The sequence below is a fragment of the Pedomonas sp. V897 genome, from assembly GCF_051304405.1.
Classification (GTDB): domain Bacteria; phylum Pseudomonadota; class Alphaproteobacteria; order Sphingomonadales; family Sphingomonadaceae; genus Pedomonas.
Genome location: NZ_JBPPGG010000001.1, coordinates 891,786 through 907,705, shown reverse-complemented (window position 1 = coordinate 907,705; position 15,920 = coordinate 891,786). Strand labels below are relative to the sequence as shown.

Genomic DNA, 15,920 nt, shown 5'->3' with positions numbered 1-15,920 from the left:
AAGTGCGAGCATCTTCTTTGTTCCAGTTTGGAGAGCTTAGCGACCTGTTAAGACGGATGGGACTAAAAGCGATTCATGATCGAAACGGTCCCCCTTGTCGCCTTCAAGGCCGGTTGCTCGCCTTGCGGAGCTGCCGCGGCGCTGCCGTTGGCGGTTCTGTTGACATTGGTGGACGATCCGCTGGGCCCGTCGTGGGCGGTGGACGAGCGCGGCCGGCTCCTGATGCGCAACGATGCCTCCTCGCTCCTGCTGGGCGACGCGGAGGCGATCCCGCAGCTGGAGCGCCTGACGGCGGATGTGTTCGCCACCGGCCGGTCGGGGCAGACGCAGGTGACGGCGGGCCGGGAGCCCCGGCGCTACTTCGCCGTGCGGGCGCGGCTTCTCGCGCTGGACAGCGGGGAGCAGGCCGTGTGGATGCAGGCGCTGGAGACCACGGTCAAGGATCAGCTGATCGAGGCGCTGCGCGAATCCCGCGCCATGTTCAAGAGCCTCACCGAGGTGGTGGGCGATTTTGCCTGGGTGGTGGATGCGGAGGGGCGCTTCGCCTACGTGAGCGGCGGCGTCCCCTCCGCGGGGCTTGCGGCTTGGGATCTGACCGGGCGGCTGGTCAGCGATCTGGGCGATGAGGCGGCGGCCTGCTTCATGGCCCGCGCGCCCACGCCGCTGCGCGACGTGAACATCCGCACGCCGCTGGGCCGCACGGTGTGCCTGTCGGTGGCGGCGGTGCCGATCATGAACGGCAGCCAGTGGGTCGGCGCCCGGGGCGTCGCCCGCAACGTGACGGAGGAACGCCGGGCCGAGCGTATGCTGGAGGAAGCGCGCCGGCGCGACCGCCTGCTGCGCCAGGTGCTGGACGGCATCCACACCGGCACCGGCCCCGCCGCGATGCTGGAGAACGCCGCCCGTGTCACCCGGGCCGCCTTCAAGGCCGACGCCTGCCGGATTCGCTACGGGGCGGAGACGGTGGAAGACGTGGACCCCTCCCGGCCGCGCAAGGGCACGATCCATCGCCTGTGCTCGGAGTGCCGGTTCCAGGGCGAGAGCGTGGGCCTGCTCGAAGTGGAGCGGCGCAGCGCCAGCTGGGACAAGGACGACCAGATTCTCCTCGGGCAGGTGGCCGTCCATGTGGCCATGGCCATCGCCCAGGCCAATCACCTGCGCATGCTGGAACAGCTCGCCCGCACCGACGGGCTCACCGGCCTGCTCAACCGCCGCGCCTTCGAGGAAGTGATGAGCCAGCGCCTCGGCGCGGCGGGCAAGGGCGACGGCGTGCTGATGCTCATCGACCTCGACCACTTCAAGCAGCTCAACGATACGGGCGGCCATGCGGCGGGCGACGCGGCCCTGTGCCAGGTGGCGGACCTGCTGCGGCGGCTCGCGCGGCCGCAGGATCTGGTGGGCCGCTTCGGCGGTGACGAGTTCATCCTGTGGCTGGACGGGGCGGATCTGGCGGCCAGCGAGGCCACGGCCCGCGCCGTGCAGGCGGGCATGGAAGAGATCCGGCAACTGGTCGGCGCGCCGCAGCTCAGCGCCTCCGTCGGCTACGCGGCCAGCCGGGGGCGCGGCGAAACGCTCCACGTGCTGATGCTGCGCGCGGACGACGCCCTCTACAAGGTGAAGGGCCGGGGCCGGGGCGGTTATGCCGCAGCCAGGGAGGGTGAGGATGGCTAACCCGGCGCCCCGGGTGTTTCGGTTCCTTGCTGCAACGGTTGCGAAGAAGAAGGCGACGGAGGCGGGGGACGAGAGCGCTCGCCCGGCGCCTGCCGCGCCGGCGGAAGACCCGCTCACCCGGCAGGCGATCCGCGTTCTCACCGAAGGCGACGAGGCCGCGCACGAGCGTCTGGCCGCCGGGGCGGCGACCCCGCCGGAGGTGCTCTATTATCTGGCGGAGCGCGGCAGCCCGCGCGTGCGGGAGAAGGTGGCGGCCAACAGGGCGACGCCCCATCTCGCCAACCGGCTGCTGGTCCACGACCGGGCCGACTCCGTGCGCGCCCAGCTTGCCCGCAAGGTGGCGCACCTGCTGCCCGAGGCGAGCCAGGCCGACAGCCGCCGCGCGCAGGAGCATGTGACGGCGGTGCTCGAAGCGCTGGCACAGGATCAGGCGCCGCGCGTGCGGATGATTCTGGCGGAGGAGCTCAAGTCCAACCCCAACGTGCCCCACCACGTGGCGCTGCGGCTGGCGCAGGACGTGGAGCTGGCGGTGAGCGGCCCCATGCTGGCCTGCTCCCCCGTGCTCACCGAGGAAGATCTGCTGGCGATCGTCGCCACCTGCCCGGCGCCGGGCGCGCGGGCGGAAATCGCCAGGCGCCAGACGGTCAGCGAGCGCCTCTCCCACGCCATCGTGCAGTCCGCCGACGCGGCGGCGGTGGCGGCGCTGCTGGCCAACCCCAACGCCCAGATCCGCGAGGACACGCTGGACGCCATTCTGGACGCCGCGCCCGCTCAGGAGAGCTGGCACCAGCCGCTGGCGCTGCGGGCGGAACTGCCGGTGCCGGCCATGCGGCGCATCGCCGGGTTCGTCGCGGCGACGCTGGTCGAGAAGATGATCGCCCGTCATGGCGTCGAGCCGTCCGTCGCCAGCGACCTGCTCAAGCGGGTGCAGCGGCGGCTGGACCACGCCGGGGCCCTCAGCGAGGCGGAGGACATGGCGGTGCAGGCGGCGGCAGTGCTCCATGCCGGGTGCCTCAGCGACGCCTGGGTGCGCCGCATGGTGGTGGAGGGCCGGCTGGGGCTGGTGACCGCCGTCCTGGGCCTCGCCTCCGAGGTGGGGATCCCGGCGGCGCAGCGCATCATGGCCAGCGGCTCCGCCCAGGCGGTGATGGCGCTGTGCTGGGCCGCCCAGCTCTCCGCCGACACGGCGGAGGGGCTGCAACGGCTGGTCGCCCGCATCCCCGAGAAGGACCAGATCGCCAAGACAAGCAGCGGATTCTATCCGTTGCCCGCCACCCGGATGGCCGAAATCCTCGCCAGCTTCCAGCAAACCGACACCGCTGCCTGACGCACCCCCGGGGCCTCGGGCCGCCTTCACGCGTTCTAGTCACGGAACCGTTCCCCACGCGGGAGCCGGACCGCGACGGACCAAGCGGGAAGGGGAGGCGCGATGACGCCCGTGGTCGAGAGCCTGCTGCACGGCGTGCCGATTCTGCTGCTGCACCTCGGCGTCGCGCTGGCCGTGCTGGCGGTGGCGCTCATGATCTACATCGCCATCACCCCGCACAAGGAAATCACCCTCATCCGGGCGGGCAACACGGCAGCGGCGGTGCTGCTGGGCGGAACCGCGCTCAGCCTCGCCATTCCGCTGGCCTTCTGCCTCGCCGGTGCGGTCAACGCCTGGGACATCCTGCTGTGGGGCCTCCTGATCCTGACGGTGCAGATCGTCACCGTCGTCATCGTCGATATCGTCATCCTGCCCAACCTGCCGCGCCGCATCGCGCGGGGGGACATGGCGGCGGCGGCGCTGCTGGCGGGCATCAAGCTATCCGTGGCGGCGCTGCTGGCCGCCGCCGTTGCTGTGTGAGTGGGTATGGCCGAGGTTCTGGGCCGTCTGGTGGGCGGCATCTTGCGGTTGGTGGTGTTCTTCCTGGTCCTCGTGGTGGCCCTCCATCACCTTGCGCCCGGCGTCATGTCGGAGATGCGGCACCTCGCCCCCCGGGGCGCGGCGGGGGAGCTGATGGACGACGACGCCTCGCCCCGCCGGCCATCGCGCCGGGAGGAGAACGGCCTCGACCAGCCCGGCGTGCTGTTCGAGGTGGCAGACCCCCGGCCGGGCAACGCGCTGGGCACCGCCTTCAAGGTGGGCGGCGGCACCCTGTGGCTGACCGCCAACCACGTGGTGAGCCAGTGCGACCGGGTGGGCGTGGAGATGGGGCCGTTCCACGCGGCCGAGGTCGAGCGCGGCCACAGCCTGCCGGAGGCGGACGTGGCCGCCATCCGCCTGCCCGCGCACGTGCCCCAGTCGCTGGCGCTGGCGACTGGCCTGCCGGCGGAGGGCGAAGCCGGTTACCACATGGGCTTCCCGCGCGGGCATCGCGCCGTCGTCGTCAGCGACTACATGGGCGAGGGCGAAGTGACCGTGGGCGCACGCCAGCGCACGCCGGTGCTGGTGTGGGCGGAGGCGCGCCGCCTGCCGCCGTTCAGCGGCTCGCTCGCCGGCATCAGCGGCGGCCCGGCGCTCAACGGGCGCGGCGAACTGGTGGGAATCAACATCGCCGTCAGCGAACGACGCGGGCGCATCATCACCGCCCACCCGGACGCCATCGCCGCCCTTCTGGAGGCGGAACGCGCCGTCACCTTCAGCACGGCCGCCGGTCAGGCAGCGCCGGTCGGAACCACCCTCACGCCCGCCACCGCCCTGCGTATGGCCCGGGCACTGGAGACCGCAGGCACCCTGCGGCGGGTGCGCTGCCAGGTGGGGTAGGGTTAACTTGTGGGATCTTAAGTAATTTTTTCGAAGGTCATTTTTTTGCAGGAGGGTCTTGGACCCTCCTGCACCTCCCTTGAGTTTATCCGGCCGCGTTTCAGGAGCGCACTGGAAACACGGCCGTATTTCGTTCTGACAAGAAAAGGGCCGCGCCCTTCTGGAAGGACACGGCCCGTTGAACGAATGGGAGGTGCAGGAGGGGCAAGCCCCTCCTGCAATCAAACAAAACTTCGCGTCAGAAACCCCGCGTCAGAACCCCCGCGTCGGAATCCTCGCGGCGGGGCCCTTCAGCTCCGGCGGACGAGCGTACCGGCGCCGCGGCGGGTGAAGATTTCCAGCAGCATGGCATGGGGCACGCGGCCGTTCAGGATGACGGCGGCGTCCACGCCCTTGCGCAGGGCGTCGATGCAGGTTTCGATCTTGGGGATCATGCCGCCCTGGATGGTGCCGTCGGCGATGAGGTCGTCGATCTTGGCCGGGGTGAGGTCGGTAAGGAGGTTCTTTTCCTTGTCGAGCACGCCCGGCACGTCCGTCAGCAGGAACAGGCGCGCTGCCTTCAGCGCCCCGGCGATGGCGCCCGCCATGGTGTCGGCGTTGATGTTGTAGGTGTTGCCTTCGTGATCGACGCCGATGGGTGCGATCACCGGAATGACGTTGGATTGGCGGAACACGTCGAGCACGGTCACGTCCACCACGTCCGGCTCGCCGACGAAGCCGAGGTCGATCACCTTCTCGATGTTGGAGTCGGGGTCGCGCTTGGTGCGGGTGACCTTGCGCGCGGTGACTAGGTTGGCGTCCTTGCCCGACAGGCCGACGGCGGTGCCGCCTGCCCGGTTGATGTGGTGCACCACTTCCTTGTTGATGGAACCGGCCAGCACCATCTCGGCGATGGCGGCGGTTTCGGCGTCGGTGACGCGCAGGCCGTCGATGAAGTTGGAGCGGATGCCCAGCCGTTCCAGCATCTTGCCGATCTGCGGCCCGCCGCCGTGCACGACCACCGGGTGGATGCCCACCTTCTTCAGGAGCACGATGTCCTTGGCGAAGGCAGCGGCGAGGTGCGATTCGCCCATGGCATGGCCGCCGTACTTCACCACGAACGTCTTGCCGGCGTATTTGCGGAGATAGGGCAGGGCCTCGATAAGGGTTTCGACCTTGCCGAGATCCACCGGATCGGGGGTGTGATTGCTGGTGTTATCCGTCAACGCTGCTCTCCTGGCACCGCGGCCTGTCCTGAATGGCCCAACAGCCCTTCGGCCAACGGCCTCCCGGCTTTGCGTGCGCCATAGCGCCGAAATGTCCCCCACGCCAGCAGTTCCGTAAGCTGCGCGCGTTTGGCCGCCTGTCTTCGTGGCGTCAGGGCGACAGTGGATCGAACCGGAGGCGAATCGGAGTCACCGGCAGAGGGCGCGCGGGCCCGGCGCACAGCCCCTCAGATGCCGGACTGGGCCAGGCTGGCGATGACGGCGCGGACCCCCTCGATGCCCCAGCCCTTGGCCGAGCTGGTGGCCAGCAGCTCCGGGTGGCAGGCGGTGTGCTTGCGGGCGACGGTCTCGACGGCGGCGATGGCCTTTTCGGCCTCGTTCTTGTTCAGCTTGTCCAGCTTGGTGAGCACCAGCTGGTAGGAGACGGCCGATTCGTCCAGCAGCTTCATGATCGGCAGGTCGGCGTCCTTCACGCCGTGGCGCGCGTCGATCAGCACGAACACCCGCTTCAGCACGGTGCGGCCGCGCAGGTAGGTGCGAATCTGGCGCTGCCAGGATTCGACCACGGGCCTGGGCGCTTCGGCATAGCCGTAGCCGGGCATGTCGACGAGGCGCAGCTGCGGCCCTGCCGGGTCGCCCACGTCGAAGAAGTTCAGCTCCTGCGTGCGCCCCGGCGTCGTCGAGGTGCGGGCAAGGCCGTTGCGGTTGGTCACGGCGTTGATGAGGCTGGACTTGCCCACGTTGGAGCGCCCGGCGAAGGCGATCTCCGGGCAGATGGCCTCGGGCAGGAATTCCACCTTCGGCGCGGACAGCAGGAAGGTGACCGGCCCCGCAAACAGCCGCCGTCCGGCCTCGATCATCTCGGGGTCGTTCTGCGCGCTCAGCGGCATGTCTGCGGTGGTCTCGGTCATGATTTTTCCTGTCTGTTGTGCGGATCGGGCGCCGGGTGGACCCTGCTTCCTCAGTCCTTCCGGCGCTTCTGGGCCTTGGCCTGCGCCTTGGCGGCCTGCGCGGCTGCCCGCTCCTTGTCGTGGCGCTTCAGGAGCACCCACTGCTGGAGGATGGAGAGCAGGTTGTTCACGGTCCAGTACAGCACCAGGCCCGCCGCGAACGGCGCGAGGATGAAGGTGAAGATGATCGGCATGAAGCCGAAGACCTTCTGCTGCACCGGATCGACCGGCTGCGGGTTCAGCTTCTGCTGGAGGTACATGGTCACGCCCATGATGATCGGCAGGATGCCGATGGCGATCATCGGCGGCGGCGTGAACGGCAGCAGGCCGAACAGGTTCACCGGCGTCAGCGGATCGGGCGCGGAGAGGTCCTTGATCCACAGCACGAACGGCTGGTGGCGCATTTCAATGGTGACGAACAGCACCTTGTAGAGCGCGAAGAACACCGGGATCTGGAGCAGGATCGGCAGGCACCCGCCCAGCGGGTTCACCTTTTCCTTCTGGTACAGCTCCATGATGGCGCGCTGCTGCTGCTGCTTGTCGTCCTTGTAGCGCTCCTGCAGCTCCTTCATCTTCGGCTGCAGCTCGCGCAGGCGGTTCATGCTGGCGTAGGACTTGTTGGCCAGCGGGAACATCACCGCCTTGACGATGACGGTCAGGCCGATGATGGCGACGCCGAAGTTGCCGAACAGCTTGTAGAGCCAGTCGAGCACCCGGAAGATCGGGCGGGTGAGGAAGTAGAACCAGCCCCAGTCGATGGCGCGGTCGAACAGCGGAATGTTGTATTCCGCCTCATACTTGTCGATCAGCGCCACTTCCTTGGCGCCCGCGAACAGGCGGATGGTCTGGGACTGGGTTTCTCCGGCGGCGATGTTGACGGGGTTGGTCATGTAGTCCGCCTGGAAGCTGCTGGGGCCGAAGCTGCGGAAGGCGCCGTTGAACGGCAGCTTCTGGTCCGGCACCATGGCGGCGAGCCAGTACTTGTCGGTGATGCCGAGCCAGCCGCCGGTGGACTGGAACTGCTGCGGGCCGTCTTCCACCAGATCCTCGTAGTCGGCTTCCTCCAGCGTGCCGTTGAACACGCCGAGCGGGCCTTCGTGCAGCACGTAGAAGCTCTTGCCGTGCGGCAGATTGGCGCGGGTGATGCGGCCATAGCCGTTCAGCGCCACCGGGGCGCCCGCCTGGTTCTCCACGCTCTGGGTGACGGAGAACAGGAAGTGTTCGTCCACCTCGAAGCGCAGGCGGAAGATCAGGCCCGCGCCGTTGTCCCACGACAGGGTGACCGGCTGGCCGGGGCGCAGCTGGTCGCCATCGGCGGTCCAGACCGTGTCCTTGGTGGGCAGCGGCACGCCGCCCGCGGCCGCCCAGCCGAATTCGGCATAGTAGGGATGGGCCGAGCCGGAGGGCGAGAACAGGGTGATGTTGGCCGAATCCTTGTCCACCGTCTCGCGGTACTGGGTCAGCACCAGGTCGTCGATGCGCGCGCCCTTGAGCGAGATCGAGCCGCGCAGCTCGGGCGTCTCGATGGTGACGCGGGGCACGCCCGCGATCACGGCCTCGCGCGGCCTCACCTGCGGCGAGGGCGATTCGGACCCGTCGGCCTGCGGCGACGCGGGGATGACGCCTTCCTGCTCGACAACAGCCGCCCGCTGTTGCTCAACCTGGGGTTTGACAAAGAAATGGTCCCAGCCGACCAGAATCAGGACGGACAGCACCATTGCCAGGATCAGGTTCTTTTGATCGCCCACGTCACTACCTTTGTACGGGTGGATGATGGATGTCTTCGCGCGGCGGCACCGGGTCAAACCCGTGTCCGCCCCAGGGGTGGCAGCGGCTCAAGCGCTTGACCGCCAGCCAGCTGCCGCGCCAGGGCCCGTGCAGCCGCAGGGCTTCCAGCGCATAGTCGGAGCAGGAGGGGTGATAACGGCACGACGGCGGCATCACGGCCGAGAACGACCATTGCCAGAGCCGGACAATCATGCCGAGAAAGCGCGTGACCATAGGCTGGCTATCCTCGCGCCCGCCCCCGATGTCAATGCCGCGCCAGTTTTCGCAAGGCGCGCTCCAGGTCCGAGACCAGGTCGGCGTAGGGCCGGGTCAGGCCGCCGCTGCGGCCGATCAGCACATAGTCCGTCCCCTCTGCCGCCCGGGGGGCAAGCACCTCGCGGGCCAGGGCGCGCAGACGCCGTTTCAAACGATTGCGAACGACCGCGGTGCCGATCCTCTTGGTCACGGTAAAGCCCACCCGGGGCGGACCCGCGTCCAGACCCGGCCTCGCGGCCGACGGATCGACCGGCGACGGGGCGGGGGATCGTTCCTCGGGGCCCCGGTTGGCGGAATCCTGGATGGCGGAACCCTGGGGGACAGGCTTCCGGCGTTCGCGCACCAGCAAAACGAAACCGGGCGCCGACCAGCGACGCCCTCCGTTCGCCGCCAGGAAATCCTGGCGCTTGCGTAGCTTTTCCAGCTTCAAGGTCTTGGCCCCCCTTGCCGGTACGACCCTTGCCAGTACCGCCCTTGCCGTCACCGAAATGTCAGCAGCCGGGCGTCAGCATGGGGGGACAGGCCCCCTCAGGCCGACAGCTTCTTGCGGCCCTTGGCCCGGCGCGCAGCCAGAACCTTGCGACCACCGGCAGTGGCCATACGGGCACGGAAACCATGACGGCGCTTGCGCACCAGACGGCTCGGTTGATAAGTCCGCTTCATAACACGTCCTCAAGGACAAATAGCTTCGGTTCGCGAATGAGCGCTGGGCTATACCGGCGGCCGGCAGAGGAGTCAACGCTTATGGGCCGCCGCCGGCCGCAGCGCCGGCGAGGGAGCCTGTCCCGCAGTCCATCACCGCATTGCCAACGGTATCGCCCATGGCATCGCCTATGGCATCGCCCACGGCATCTCAACGCCGCCCCCGGAACGAGTCTCCGCTAGGCCTGGGCGCGTTTGGGGGGGCTGCGACAGCCTGGCCGCCGCTACCCTATGGCTAAATTTTGATTAACCCATTATTTTTATGCTCCCAGCGACATCGATTCGGGGTAAAAACGAGTAGCCGCCATCCTTGGCGACTGACATATGACTGTGGGGGGCGGCTTTGCTGGAAAGCGTGCAGGCCGGCGTAAGGGGGCGTTCGAGACGGATGGCGAGGAAGCCTCTCCGTGGAGCCTCCTATACCCCTGCGCTGTTCCGCCGCCACTTCACCGCGCCGATCGTCGGCTTGCTGGTCCTCGCGCTGGCCGGCTTCGTCGTGCTGTTCATGTGGTCGGTGACCACACAAAACGAGCAGGCCCGCCGGTCTTCCATCACCATGGTGAAGACCGGCATCGAGCTGGAACGCGATAACCTTCTCAGCAACCTGCGCCTCCAGACCTACTGGGACGACGCCTACGAAAACGTCACCACCCGCTACAATCCGGCCTGGATCGAGACCAACTGGGGGCTGTGGATGGCGGAAGCGGGCAAGCCGTTCGTCTTCCTCATCGGGCCGGACAATGCCCCGCTCTATTCCATCACCTCGGGCGAGATCGGCCGGGAGGACCCGTTCGCGCACTTCTCCCCGGCGTTTGCCGGCCTGATCGACGCCGCGCGGCGCGCGCCCAACGGGCTGACCGTGACCGACTGCATGCTGCTCGACGGGCAGCCCGCCATGGTGGCGGCCGGGCGCATCACGCGGGAAATGGAGGGGGAGGCCACTCCTGACGCCCAGCATATCCTCATCATCGCGGTGCCGTTCGATGGCGTCATGCTCAAGCGCCTCGCAGCCACCTATCACCTCCAGTCCCTGGGCTTCGAGAAGCCGGAGACGGATGCCGCCTACAACACCATCAGCCTTCGCTCGAACGGGGGCGAGGTGCTGGGCCAGATCCACTGGCCGGCGGAAAGCCCGGGGCAGGATCTGCCGCCCATGTTCTGGGCGCTGGCGGCCGTGCTGCTGGTCGGCCTCATGGTGCTCACCGGTTTCATTCTGCGGAACAGCCGCGCCATCGTGCAGCAGGTGGCGGCCAGCGAGGCCCGCGCCCTGCGGATGGCCCAGCGCGACGCCCTGACCGGGCTGGTGAACCGCGCGCGCTTCCGGGCCCTGCTGCTGGAGGCGCACCAGCGTCTGCACCCGAGCGATCCGCCCATCGGCGTGCTGTTCATCGACCTGGACGGCTTCAAGCCGGTCAACGACAAGCTGGGCCACACGGTGGGCGACGAGCTGCTGCGCCAGGTGGCCGGCGTGCTGAAGCGGGTGACGAAAGGCCTCGCCGTTGCGGCGCGGCTGGGCGGCGACGAGTTCGCCATTCTGATTCACGGCAGGCCCCAGCCCGAAACGGCGGAGGACATCTGCGAGGCGCTGCGCGAGGCGCTGGCCGAGCCGCTGCCCGCCGCGGGCATGGAGGTGAACGTCGGCGCGAGCATCGGTATTGCCTTCCTTGGGCCGGAGGAGGGTGACGCCGCCGACGTGCTGCGCCGCGCCGACATCGCCATGTACGAGGCCAAGAAGATCCGGGGCGGCCACTGCTTCTACTCGGACGAGCTGGAGGAGCTGAGCCGCCGCCGCCGCGACCAGATGGCGGCGTTCCGCGCGGACGTGGAGAACAAGGCGCTCAGCCTGGTCTATCAGCCGCAGGTGTCGCTGCGGGATGGCCACATGATCGCGGTCGAGGCGCAGGTTTTCTGGGATCAGCCCGGCCATTTGCGCCTTTCCTCCGACGAGTTGATGGCGCTGGCGGAGGAGAGCGGCTGCCTTGGCCAGCTCACGGAATGGATGCTGGAGGAAGCCTGCCGCCAGGCGAAGGACTGGGCCGAGGTGCCGGTGGGCGTGAACGTGTCGCTTTCCGAGATTCGCAAGCCCGGCTTCGTCGCGCTGGTGGAAGGGGTGCTGAACCGCACCGGCCTGCCCGCCCGGCGGCTGGAGCTGGAGCTGCCCGAGGCGGTGTTCAGCGGCCAGTGCGGCCAGGCCGGGGGCGCGCTGGCCGTGCTCTCGGGGCTGGGCGTGCGGCTGGTGCTGGACGGCTTCGGGGGCGAGCGCGACGGCATCTCCTCCCTCAAGAATCAGCATTTCGTGAAGATCAAGCTGGACCCCGACCTGCTGCAACACGCCGGCTGGAACGACAACGCCCGCGCCGTGCTCTCGGCACTCGGCACCCTCGGGCGCAGCCTCGGCGTCCCCGTGGTCGCCGAAGGGGTGGAGACCGAAAGCAACGCCCTGATGGTGACGGTGTGCGGCTGCACCGCCGGTCAGGGCTATTTCTTCAGCGGGCCGCTCGCCGCCGAGGAGGTGGTGCGGCTGAGTCAGGACCGCGAGCGTCTGCCGCTGCCCGCGCCCCGCTGGGTGGTCGCCTGAGCGGTTCCTTGCCGCCTCCCTGACAAACCAGACATTGCCATTTCGGGGGACCGGCGCCACTAAGGCGCAGGGGGGAATGTTCTGCGACTCCGAATCATGCGTTTCCCCCGGAGCGGCGGCCCGATCCTCTGCCGCGCCAAGGTTCTCCTCGTACCCGGTGCGTGTTCATGTCTGATTCTTCCTCCCGCCTTGCCGCCGACAACCGGTCGGACGCAAACGGCCTGCCCGCCATGACCATCGTGCTGCTCGGCGTGCTGACGGCCGTCACGCCCATGGCGATCGACATGTATCTGCCGAGCCTGCCCGCCATGAGCCGCGACATGGGCGCGCCCGCCTCGGCCGGTCAGCTCACGCTCGCCAGCTTCTTTGCCGGGCTCGCCATCGGCCAGCTTATCTATGGTCCGGTGTCGGACCGGCTCGGCCGGCGGCCGCCGCTGCTGGCGGGTGCCGTCCTTTATGTGCTCGCCTCGGTGGGCTGCGCCTTTGCCGCCAGCATGGATATCCTGATCGTGCTGCGGTTCGTGCAGGCGCTGGGGGCCGCGGCCGCGCCGCTCATCTCCCGCGCGGTGGTGGCGGACCGCTGCAAGGGAATCGAGGCGGCGCGCACCTTCTCGTTCCTCATGCTGGTCATGGGCCTCGCCCCCATCCTCGCGCCGACGCTCGGGGGCTTCGTGCTGCTGGCGGGCGGCTGGCGGGCGGTCTTCTGGGTTCTGGCCGGGTTCGGCGCGCTGGCGCTGGTGTGGGCCGTGTTCGCCCTGCCCGAAAGCCTGCCCGCCAGCGTCCGCAAGAGCCGCCCGCACGAGCCGGCGCTCGCTGCCTACCGGCAGGTCATCACCAACCGGGCGGTCATCGCCTATGCTCTGGTCGCCGCCTTCGGCAGCGCGGCGCTGTTCTCCTACATCAGCAACGCCGCCGGGCTCATCATCGAGACCTACGGCATTTCGCCCGCCCATTTCGGCTGGGTGTTCGGCCTCAACGCCGCCGCGCTCATCGGCGCCACCCAGGTCAACCGGGTGCTGCTGGGGCGATTCGGCCCGCTCGCCCTCGTGCGCCGGGCCAATGCGGCCATGCTGGTGCTGGGCGTTCTCATGGCGATCTCCGCCGTCACCGGCTGGGGCGGCATGTGGGGCGTGCTGGTGCCCATGTTCTTCGTGATGGCCACCCTCGGCTTCACCACGCCCAACGCCTCCGCCCTGGCGATGGAGGTGGACCGCACCCGCGCGGGCACGGTCTCGTCGGTGGTGGGGTGCCTCCAGTTCACCGTGGGCGCGCTGTTCGCCGCCGCCACCGGCGCGGCCTACAACGGCACGGCGCTGCCGATGGCGCTGGGCATTCTGGTGGCGGCGGCCGCCGCCGCCTGGCTGCTGCGCCGGGTGGTCCCGCGGTTGCGCGCCGTGGCGCACTAGGCAAGGATGCGGCCATGGCGGAGGATCGTTTCACCGACGTTGCCGGGCTGAAGGTGGGCCACGCCCACGACGACCGGGTGCGCACGGGCGTCACCGTCATCCTGCCGGACGCGCCGGTGGTGATTGGCGTTGACGTGCGCGGCGGCGGCCCCGGCACGCGGGAGACCGACGCGCTTGCCCCGCACACGCTGGTGGAGCGCTTCCACGGCCTTGTGCTCTCGGGCGGGTCGGCCTTCGGCCTCGGCGCGGCGGACATGGTGGCGGCGTGGCTGTCCGAGAAGGGAATCGGCCTGCCGGTCGGCGGCCGGCCGGTGCCGGTGGTGCCCGCCGCGATTCTGTTCGACCTCTCCAACGGCGGCGACAAGAACTGGGGCCTGGAGCCGCCCTATCGGCGGCTGGCGCTGACGGCGTGCGAATCGGCGGGCGCCGGGTGTCCGCACGGACCGGTCGGGGCCGGGTTCGGCGCCCGGGCGGGCTCGCGCCCCGGCGGCATCGGCTCGGCGAGCGTCGTCTGCCCCCGCACCGGCTGGCGCGTCGCGGCGCTCATCGCGGTGAACAGTTTCGGCGAGGTCTACGCGGGCGAGCCGCCGGTGGAGGCGGCCGTCGCCCTGCCCAAGGTGCCCATTCCGGGCACCAACACCACCATCGGCGCGGTGGCGACGGATGCGCCCCTCACCAAGGCGCAGGCGCAGAAGCTGGCGCAGATGGCGCAGGACGGCCTCGCCCGCGCCATTCGCCCGATTCACACGCCGTTCGACGGGGACACCCTGTTCGCCCTCTCCACCGCCGGGCCGGAGCAGGCGGCGGTTGCGCCGCTCGATCTGGCGGTGCTGGGCACGCTGGCGGCGGACTGCGTGGTGCGCGCCGTGCGCCGTGCGGCGGGACTGGCGGCGTGAGCCTGGCGCGCGGGGCGCGTTTCCACCTCCCGCACGCCTTCAGCACATCACCCCGTCAGCGCGGCATGCTGGCCTGAAGCGGCGTCACCGTGGCCTGATGCGTGGCGGCCGATTCGTCGATCCGGGCGAGCAGGCGGCCCGCTTCCGCCAGCGGCGCCGAGACGTCCGCGCCGTCTGCGGCGAGGCGGGCCAGATCCCCGGTCAGGAGGGCGACCCGCTCGCGAATCTGGTCGAACCGGGCGGCGGCCTGGTTGAGGCGGGTCAGCTCCAGCTGCGCCGTTGCCCACGCTTCGGAGGCGGGCGCGGCGGTGCGCGCGGCGTTCACCGCCGCCTCGGTGGCGGTGCGCTGGCTGGACCAGGTGGTCTGCGCGGCCTGGAAATCCCGGATTTCCTCGGCCAGCCGGGCAGCGACGGCGGCGGCGTCCACGGCGGGCGCGGCCGCGCCCTGCGGCGCCTGGGGCGGCTGCGCCCCGCCTGCCTGTTGCAGGGCAGCGACGCTGCGGGGGTCGGCCATGGCCACCTGAAGGTTGTCACAGGTGCCGGCGCGTTGCTCGGCGGGCGTTTTCAGGCTGGGCCAGTCCCCATCCATGTTGGCGCAGGCGGAGAGCGGCATGAAGCACGCCACGGCGGCAAGAAGCGAAGGGAAGCGGTTCATCATGGCGCGCACCCTAATGCATTTGGCCACCGCGTGAAAACGGGCTTTGAGCAGGAAAGCGCCGGAAGGGCGGCACGCATCGGAAAAAAGGGCGGGCGGAAAAAAGTGCAGGAAGGCTGAACAAAAGTCCTTGCATGGCGGGGGCGATCTGGATAGTTTCCGCCCCCGTCAGCCGATGAGGCTTGCGCGCCCGTAGCTCAGCTGGATAGAGCATCAGACTACGAATCTGAGGGTCGGACGTTCGAATCGTTCCGGGCGCGCCATTTCTCCCCCGCATTTCCGAACAGTCCCGCAAGCCCCGAAAATCCGGGCAAGCCTGGACAATTCCCGCATGCACAGACCGTTTGCGCCTTGTGCGCCGGGTCATGCCCCTGTCTGCGATGCTGCCGCGTGCCGCGCGGCGGCGCGGATCAGGCGGCGGCGGGGGTTCCGATTTCCTTGGGGATGTAGCCGAGGCGGCGGATGTGCTGCACCAGCACCTCGCGCTGTCTGCGGGCGGGCCAGGCTTCCCGGTCCTGCGCCACCAGCGTGGCAATGCCGTTGACGGCGATTTGCAGGTGCAGGGCCGTCTCCTCCGGGTCGCAGGCGGGGTCGAACTCGCCCTCCTCCTGCGCCTTGCGCACCAGCATCGCCAGGATGCCGTGGCTCACGTCCTTGCCCTCGCGCCAGGCGGCCTTCACGGCCTTTTCCTTGTGCGACAGGCCCCAGAACGCCAGCCAGCAGTGCCAGTCCTCCCACCGTTTGGGCGTATTGGGCAGGCACATCTCCAGGCACCCGAGCAGGTCCTTGCCCGCCGTGCTGGCCTTCACCACGTTGTTCAGCCCGTTCTGCCAGGCGAGACGCTGGGTATAGGTCAGCATCTCCACCTTGGAGGCGAAGTAGTGGCAGATCACGGTGGTGCTGTAGCCGCACAGTTCCGCCACCCGCCGCAGGGTGACAGCTTCCGTCCCGCCTTCCAGGACCAGCTTCGAGACAACCTTTGCGATGTCCTGGCGCCGACGTTCGTGATCAACAATTCTGGGCACAGTCGCCTCTCAGTAACGGGGAGCCCCTACCTATACTTTCGTT

The 15,920-nt window shown here is 69.3% G+C and carries 15 protein-coding genes and 1 tRNA gene; 8 read left to right on the top strand and 8 right to left on the bottom strand.

From position 1 onward, the window contains the following. Positions 1-75 precede the first annotated feature (75 nt). The 4 genes from ACSJJU_RS04345 (at position 76) to ACSJJU_RS04330 (ending at position 4,417) form a co-directional block, all read left to right on the top strand. On the top strand, positions 76-1,671 hold the full coding sequence (locus tag ACSJJU_RS04345; RefSeq protein ID WP_435913968.1) for a diguanylate cyclase: 1,596 nt from the start codon (positions 76-78) through the stop codon (positions 1,669-1,671). Continuing rightward, positions 1,664-2,998 carry a DUF2336 domain-containing protein gene (locus ACSJJU_RS04340; RefSeq protein ID WP_435913967.1) on the top strand — a complete coding sequence of 445 codons (1,335 nt, stop codon included), beginning with the start codon at positions 1,664-1,666 and terminating at the stop codon, positions 2,996-2,998. The genes ACSJJU_RS04345 and ACSJJU_RS04340 overlap by 8 nt, the downstream gene beginning before the upstream one ends. Before the next feature lie 102 nt (positions 2,999-3,100). Further along, positions 3,101-3,517, top strand: coding sequence for a DUF350 domain-containing protein (locus ACSJJU_RS04335; protein ID WP_435913966.1), 417 nt, complete (start codon positions 3,101-3,103; stop codon positions 3,515-3,517). Between the two features lie 6 nt (positions 3,518-3,523). Next, the gene (locus ACSJJU_RS04330; protein ID WP_435913965.1) at positions 3,524-4,417 is read left to right on the top strand and encodes a S1 family peptidase; all 894 of its coding nucleotides are present in this window, start codon (positions 3,524-3,526) and stop codon (positions 4,415-4,417) included. A gap of 290 nt (positions 4,418-4,707) precedes the next feature. On the opposite strand, the gene argB is transcribed toward ACSJJU_RS04330, so the two are convergent. The 6 genes from argB to rpmH all read right to left on the bottom strand — a co-directional run bounded on the left by argB (position 4,708) and on the right by rpmH (position 9,278). Next, positions 4,708-5,622: an acetylglutamate kinase gene (gene argB, locus ACSJJU_RS04325; RefSeq protein WP_435913963.1), complete on the bottom strand. Its 915-nt coding sequence runs from the start codon at positions 5,620-5,622 to the stop codon at positions 4,708-4,710. A gap of 227 nt (positions 5,623-5,849) precedes the next feature. Then, the gene (gene yihA, locus ACSJJU_RS04320) at positions 5,850-6,533 is read right to left on the bottom strand and encodes a ribosome biogenesis GTP-binding protein YihA/YsxC (RefSeq protein WP_435913962.1); all 684 of its coding nucleotides are present in this window, start codon (positions 6,531-6,533) and stop codon (positions 5,850-5,852) included. Positions 6,534-6,583: 50 nt separating this feature from the next. After that, positions 6,584-8,320, bottom strand: coding sequence for a membrane protein insertase YidC (gene yidC / locus ACSJJU_RS04315; protein WP_435913961.1), 1,737 nt, complete (start codon positions 8,318-8,320; stop codon positions 6,584-6,586). Positions 8,321-8,324: 4 nt separating this feature from the next. Further along, positions 8,325-8,573, bottom strand: coding sequence for a membrane protein insertion efficiency factor YidD (gene yidD / locus ACSJJU_RS04310; RefSeq protein ID WP_435913960.1), 249 nt, complete (start codon positions 8,571-8,573; stop codon positions 8,325-8,327). Positions 8,574-8,604: 31 nt separating this feature from the next. Beyond that, positions 8,605-9,045 (bottom strand): ribonuclease P protein component, encoded by a 441-nt coding sequence (gene rnpA / locus ACSJJU_RS04305; protein WP_435913959.1) that lies wholly within the window; start codon positions 9,043-9,045, stop codon positions 8,605-8,607. Between the two features lie 98 nt (positions 9,046-9,143). Continuing rightward, a complete protein-coding gene (gene rpmH / locus ACSJJU_RS04300; protein WP_435913958.1) occupies positions 9,144-9,278 on the bottom strand; it encodes a 50S ribosomal protein L34 in 135 nt (44 codons plus the stop codon). 427 nt (positions 9,279-9,705) lie between these two features. Here rpmH and ACSJJU_RS04295 point away from each other — a divergent pair, with 427 nt between their 5' ends. From ACSJJU_RS04295 to ACSJJU_RS04285, 3 genes are all read left to right on the top strand, one after another. After that, complete coding sequence (locus ACSJJU_RS04295) at positions 9,706-11,895, top strand: putative bifunctional diguanylate cyclase/phosphodiesterase (RefSeq protein WP_435913957.1); 2,190 nt, start codon at positions 9,706-9,708, stop codon at positions 11,893-11,895. 167 nt (positions 11,896-12,062) lie between these two features. Next, positions 12,063-13,301 carry a multidrug effflux MFS transporter gene (locus ACSJJU_RS04290; protein WP_435913956.1) on the top strand — a complete coding sequence of 413 codons (1,239 nt, stop codon included), beginning with the start codon at positions 12,063-12,065 and terminating at the stop codon, positions 13,299-13,301. A 14-nt stretch (positions 13,302-13,315) separates the two neighbouring features. After that, positions 13,316-14,197, top strand: a complete 882-nt coding sequence (locus ACSJJU_RS04285; RefSeq protein ID WP_435913954.1) for a P1 family peptidase — start codon at positions 13,316-13,318, stop codon at positions 14,195-14,197. Between the two features lie 55 nt (positions 14,198-14,252). Here ACSJJU_RS04285 and ACSJJU_RS04280 read toward each other — a convergent pair whose 3' ends face one another. Next, positions 14,253-14,855, bottom strand: a complete 603-nt coding sequence (locus ACSJJU_RS04280; RefSeq protein ID WP_435913953.1) for a hypothetical protein — start codon at positions 14,853-14,855, stop codon at positions 14,253-14,255. Positions 14,856-15,038: 183 nt separating this feature from the next. Here ACSJJU_RS04280 and ACSJJU_RS04275 point away from each other — a divergent pair. Further along, positions 15,039-15,115 (top strand) — tRNA-Arg (locus tag ACSJJU_RS04275). Positions 15,116-15,262: 147 nt separating this feature from the next. Here ACSJJU_RS04275 and ACSJJU_RS04270 read toward each other — a convergent pair. Further along, the gene (locus tag ACSJJU_RS04270) at positions 15,263-15,877 is read right to left on the bottom strand and encodes a TetR family transcriptional regulator C-terminal domain-containing protein (protein WP_435913952.1); all 615 of its coding nucleotides are present in this window, start codon (positions 15,875-15,877) and stop codon (positions 15,263-15,265) included. Between the last annotated feature and the right edge of the window lie 43 nt (positions 15,878-15,920).

What these genes read in the sequence shown, in the direction of transcription:
- ACSJJU_RS04345 (WP_435913968.1), top strand. Translation starts at nt 76, where the DNA reads ATGATCGAAACGGTCCCCCTTGTCGCCTTCAAGGCCGGTTGCTCGCCT.
- ACSJJU_RS04340 (WP_435913967.1), top strand. Translation starts at nt 1,664, where the DNA reads ATGGCTAACCCGGCGCCCCGGGTGTTTCGGTTCCTTGCTGCAACGGTT.
- ACSJJU_RS04335 (WP_435913966.1), top strand. Translation starts at nt 3,101, where the DNA reads ATGACGCCCGTGGTCGAGAGCCTGCTGCACGGCGTGCCGATTCTGCTG.
- ACSJJU_RS04330 (WP_435913965.1), top strand. Translation starts at nt 3,524, where the DNA reads ATGGCCGAGGTTCTGGGCCGTCTGGTGGGCGGCATCTTGCGGTTGGTG.
- yihA (WP_435913962.1), bottom strand. Translation starts at nt 6,533, where the DNA reads ATGACCGAGACCACCGCAGACATGCCGCTGAGCGCGCAGAACGACCCC.
- yidD (WP_435913960.1), bottom strand. Translation starts at nt 8,573, where the DNA reads ATGGTCACGCGCTTTCTCGGCATGATTGTCCGGCTCTGGCAATGGTCG.
- rpmH (WP_435913958.1), bottom strand. Translation starts at nt 9,278, where the DNA reads ATGAAGCGGACTTATCAACCGAGCCGTCTGGTGCGCAAGCGCCGTCAT.
- ACSJJU_RS04295 (WP_435913957.1), top strand. Translation starts at nt 9,706, where the DNA reads ATGGCGAGGAAGCCTCTCCGTGGAGCCTCCTATACCCCTGCGCTGTTC.
- ACSJJU_RS04290 (WP_435913956.1), top strand. Translation starts at nt 12,063, where the DNA reads ATGTCTGATTCTTCCTCCCGCCTTGCCGCCGACAACCGGTCGGACGCA.
- ACSJJU_RS04285 (WP_435913954.1), top strand. Translation starts at nt 13,316, where the DNA reads ATGGCGGAGGATCGTTTCACCGACGTTGCCGGGCTGAAGGTGGGCCAC.
- ACSJJU_RS04280 (WP_435913953.1), bottom strand. Translation starts at nt 14,855, where the DNA reads ATGATGAACCGCTTCCCTTCGCTTCTTGCCGCCGTGGCGTGCTTCATG.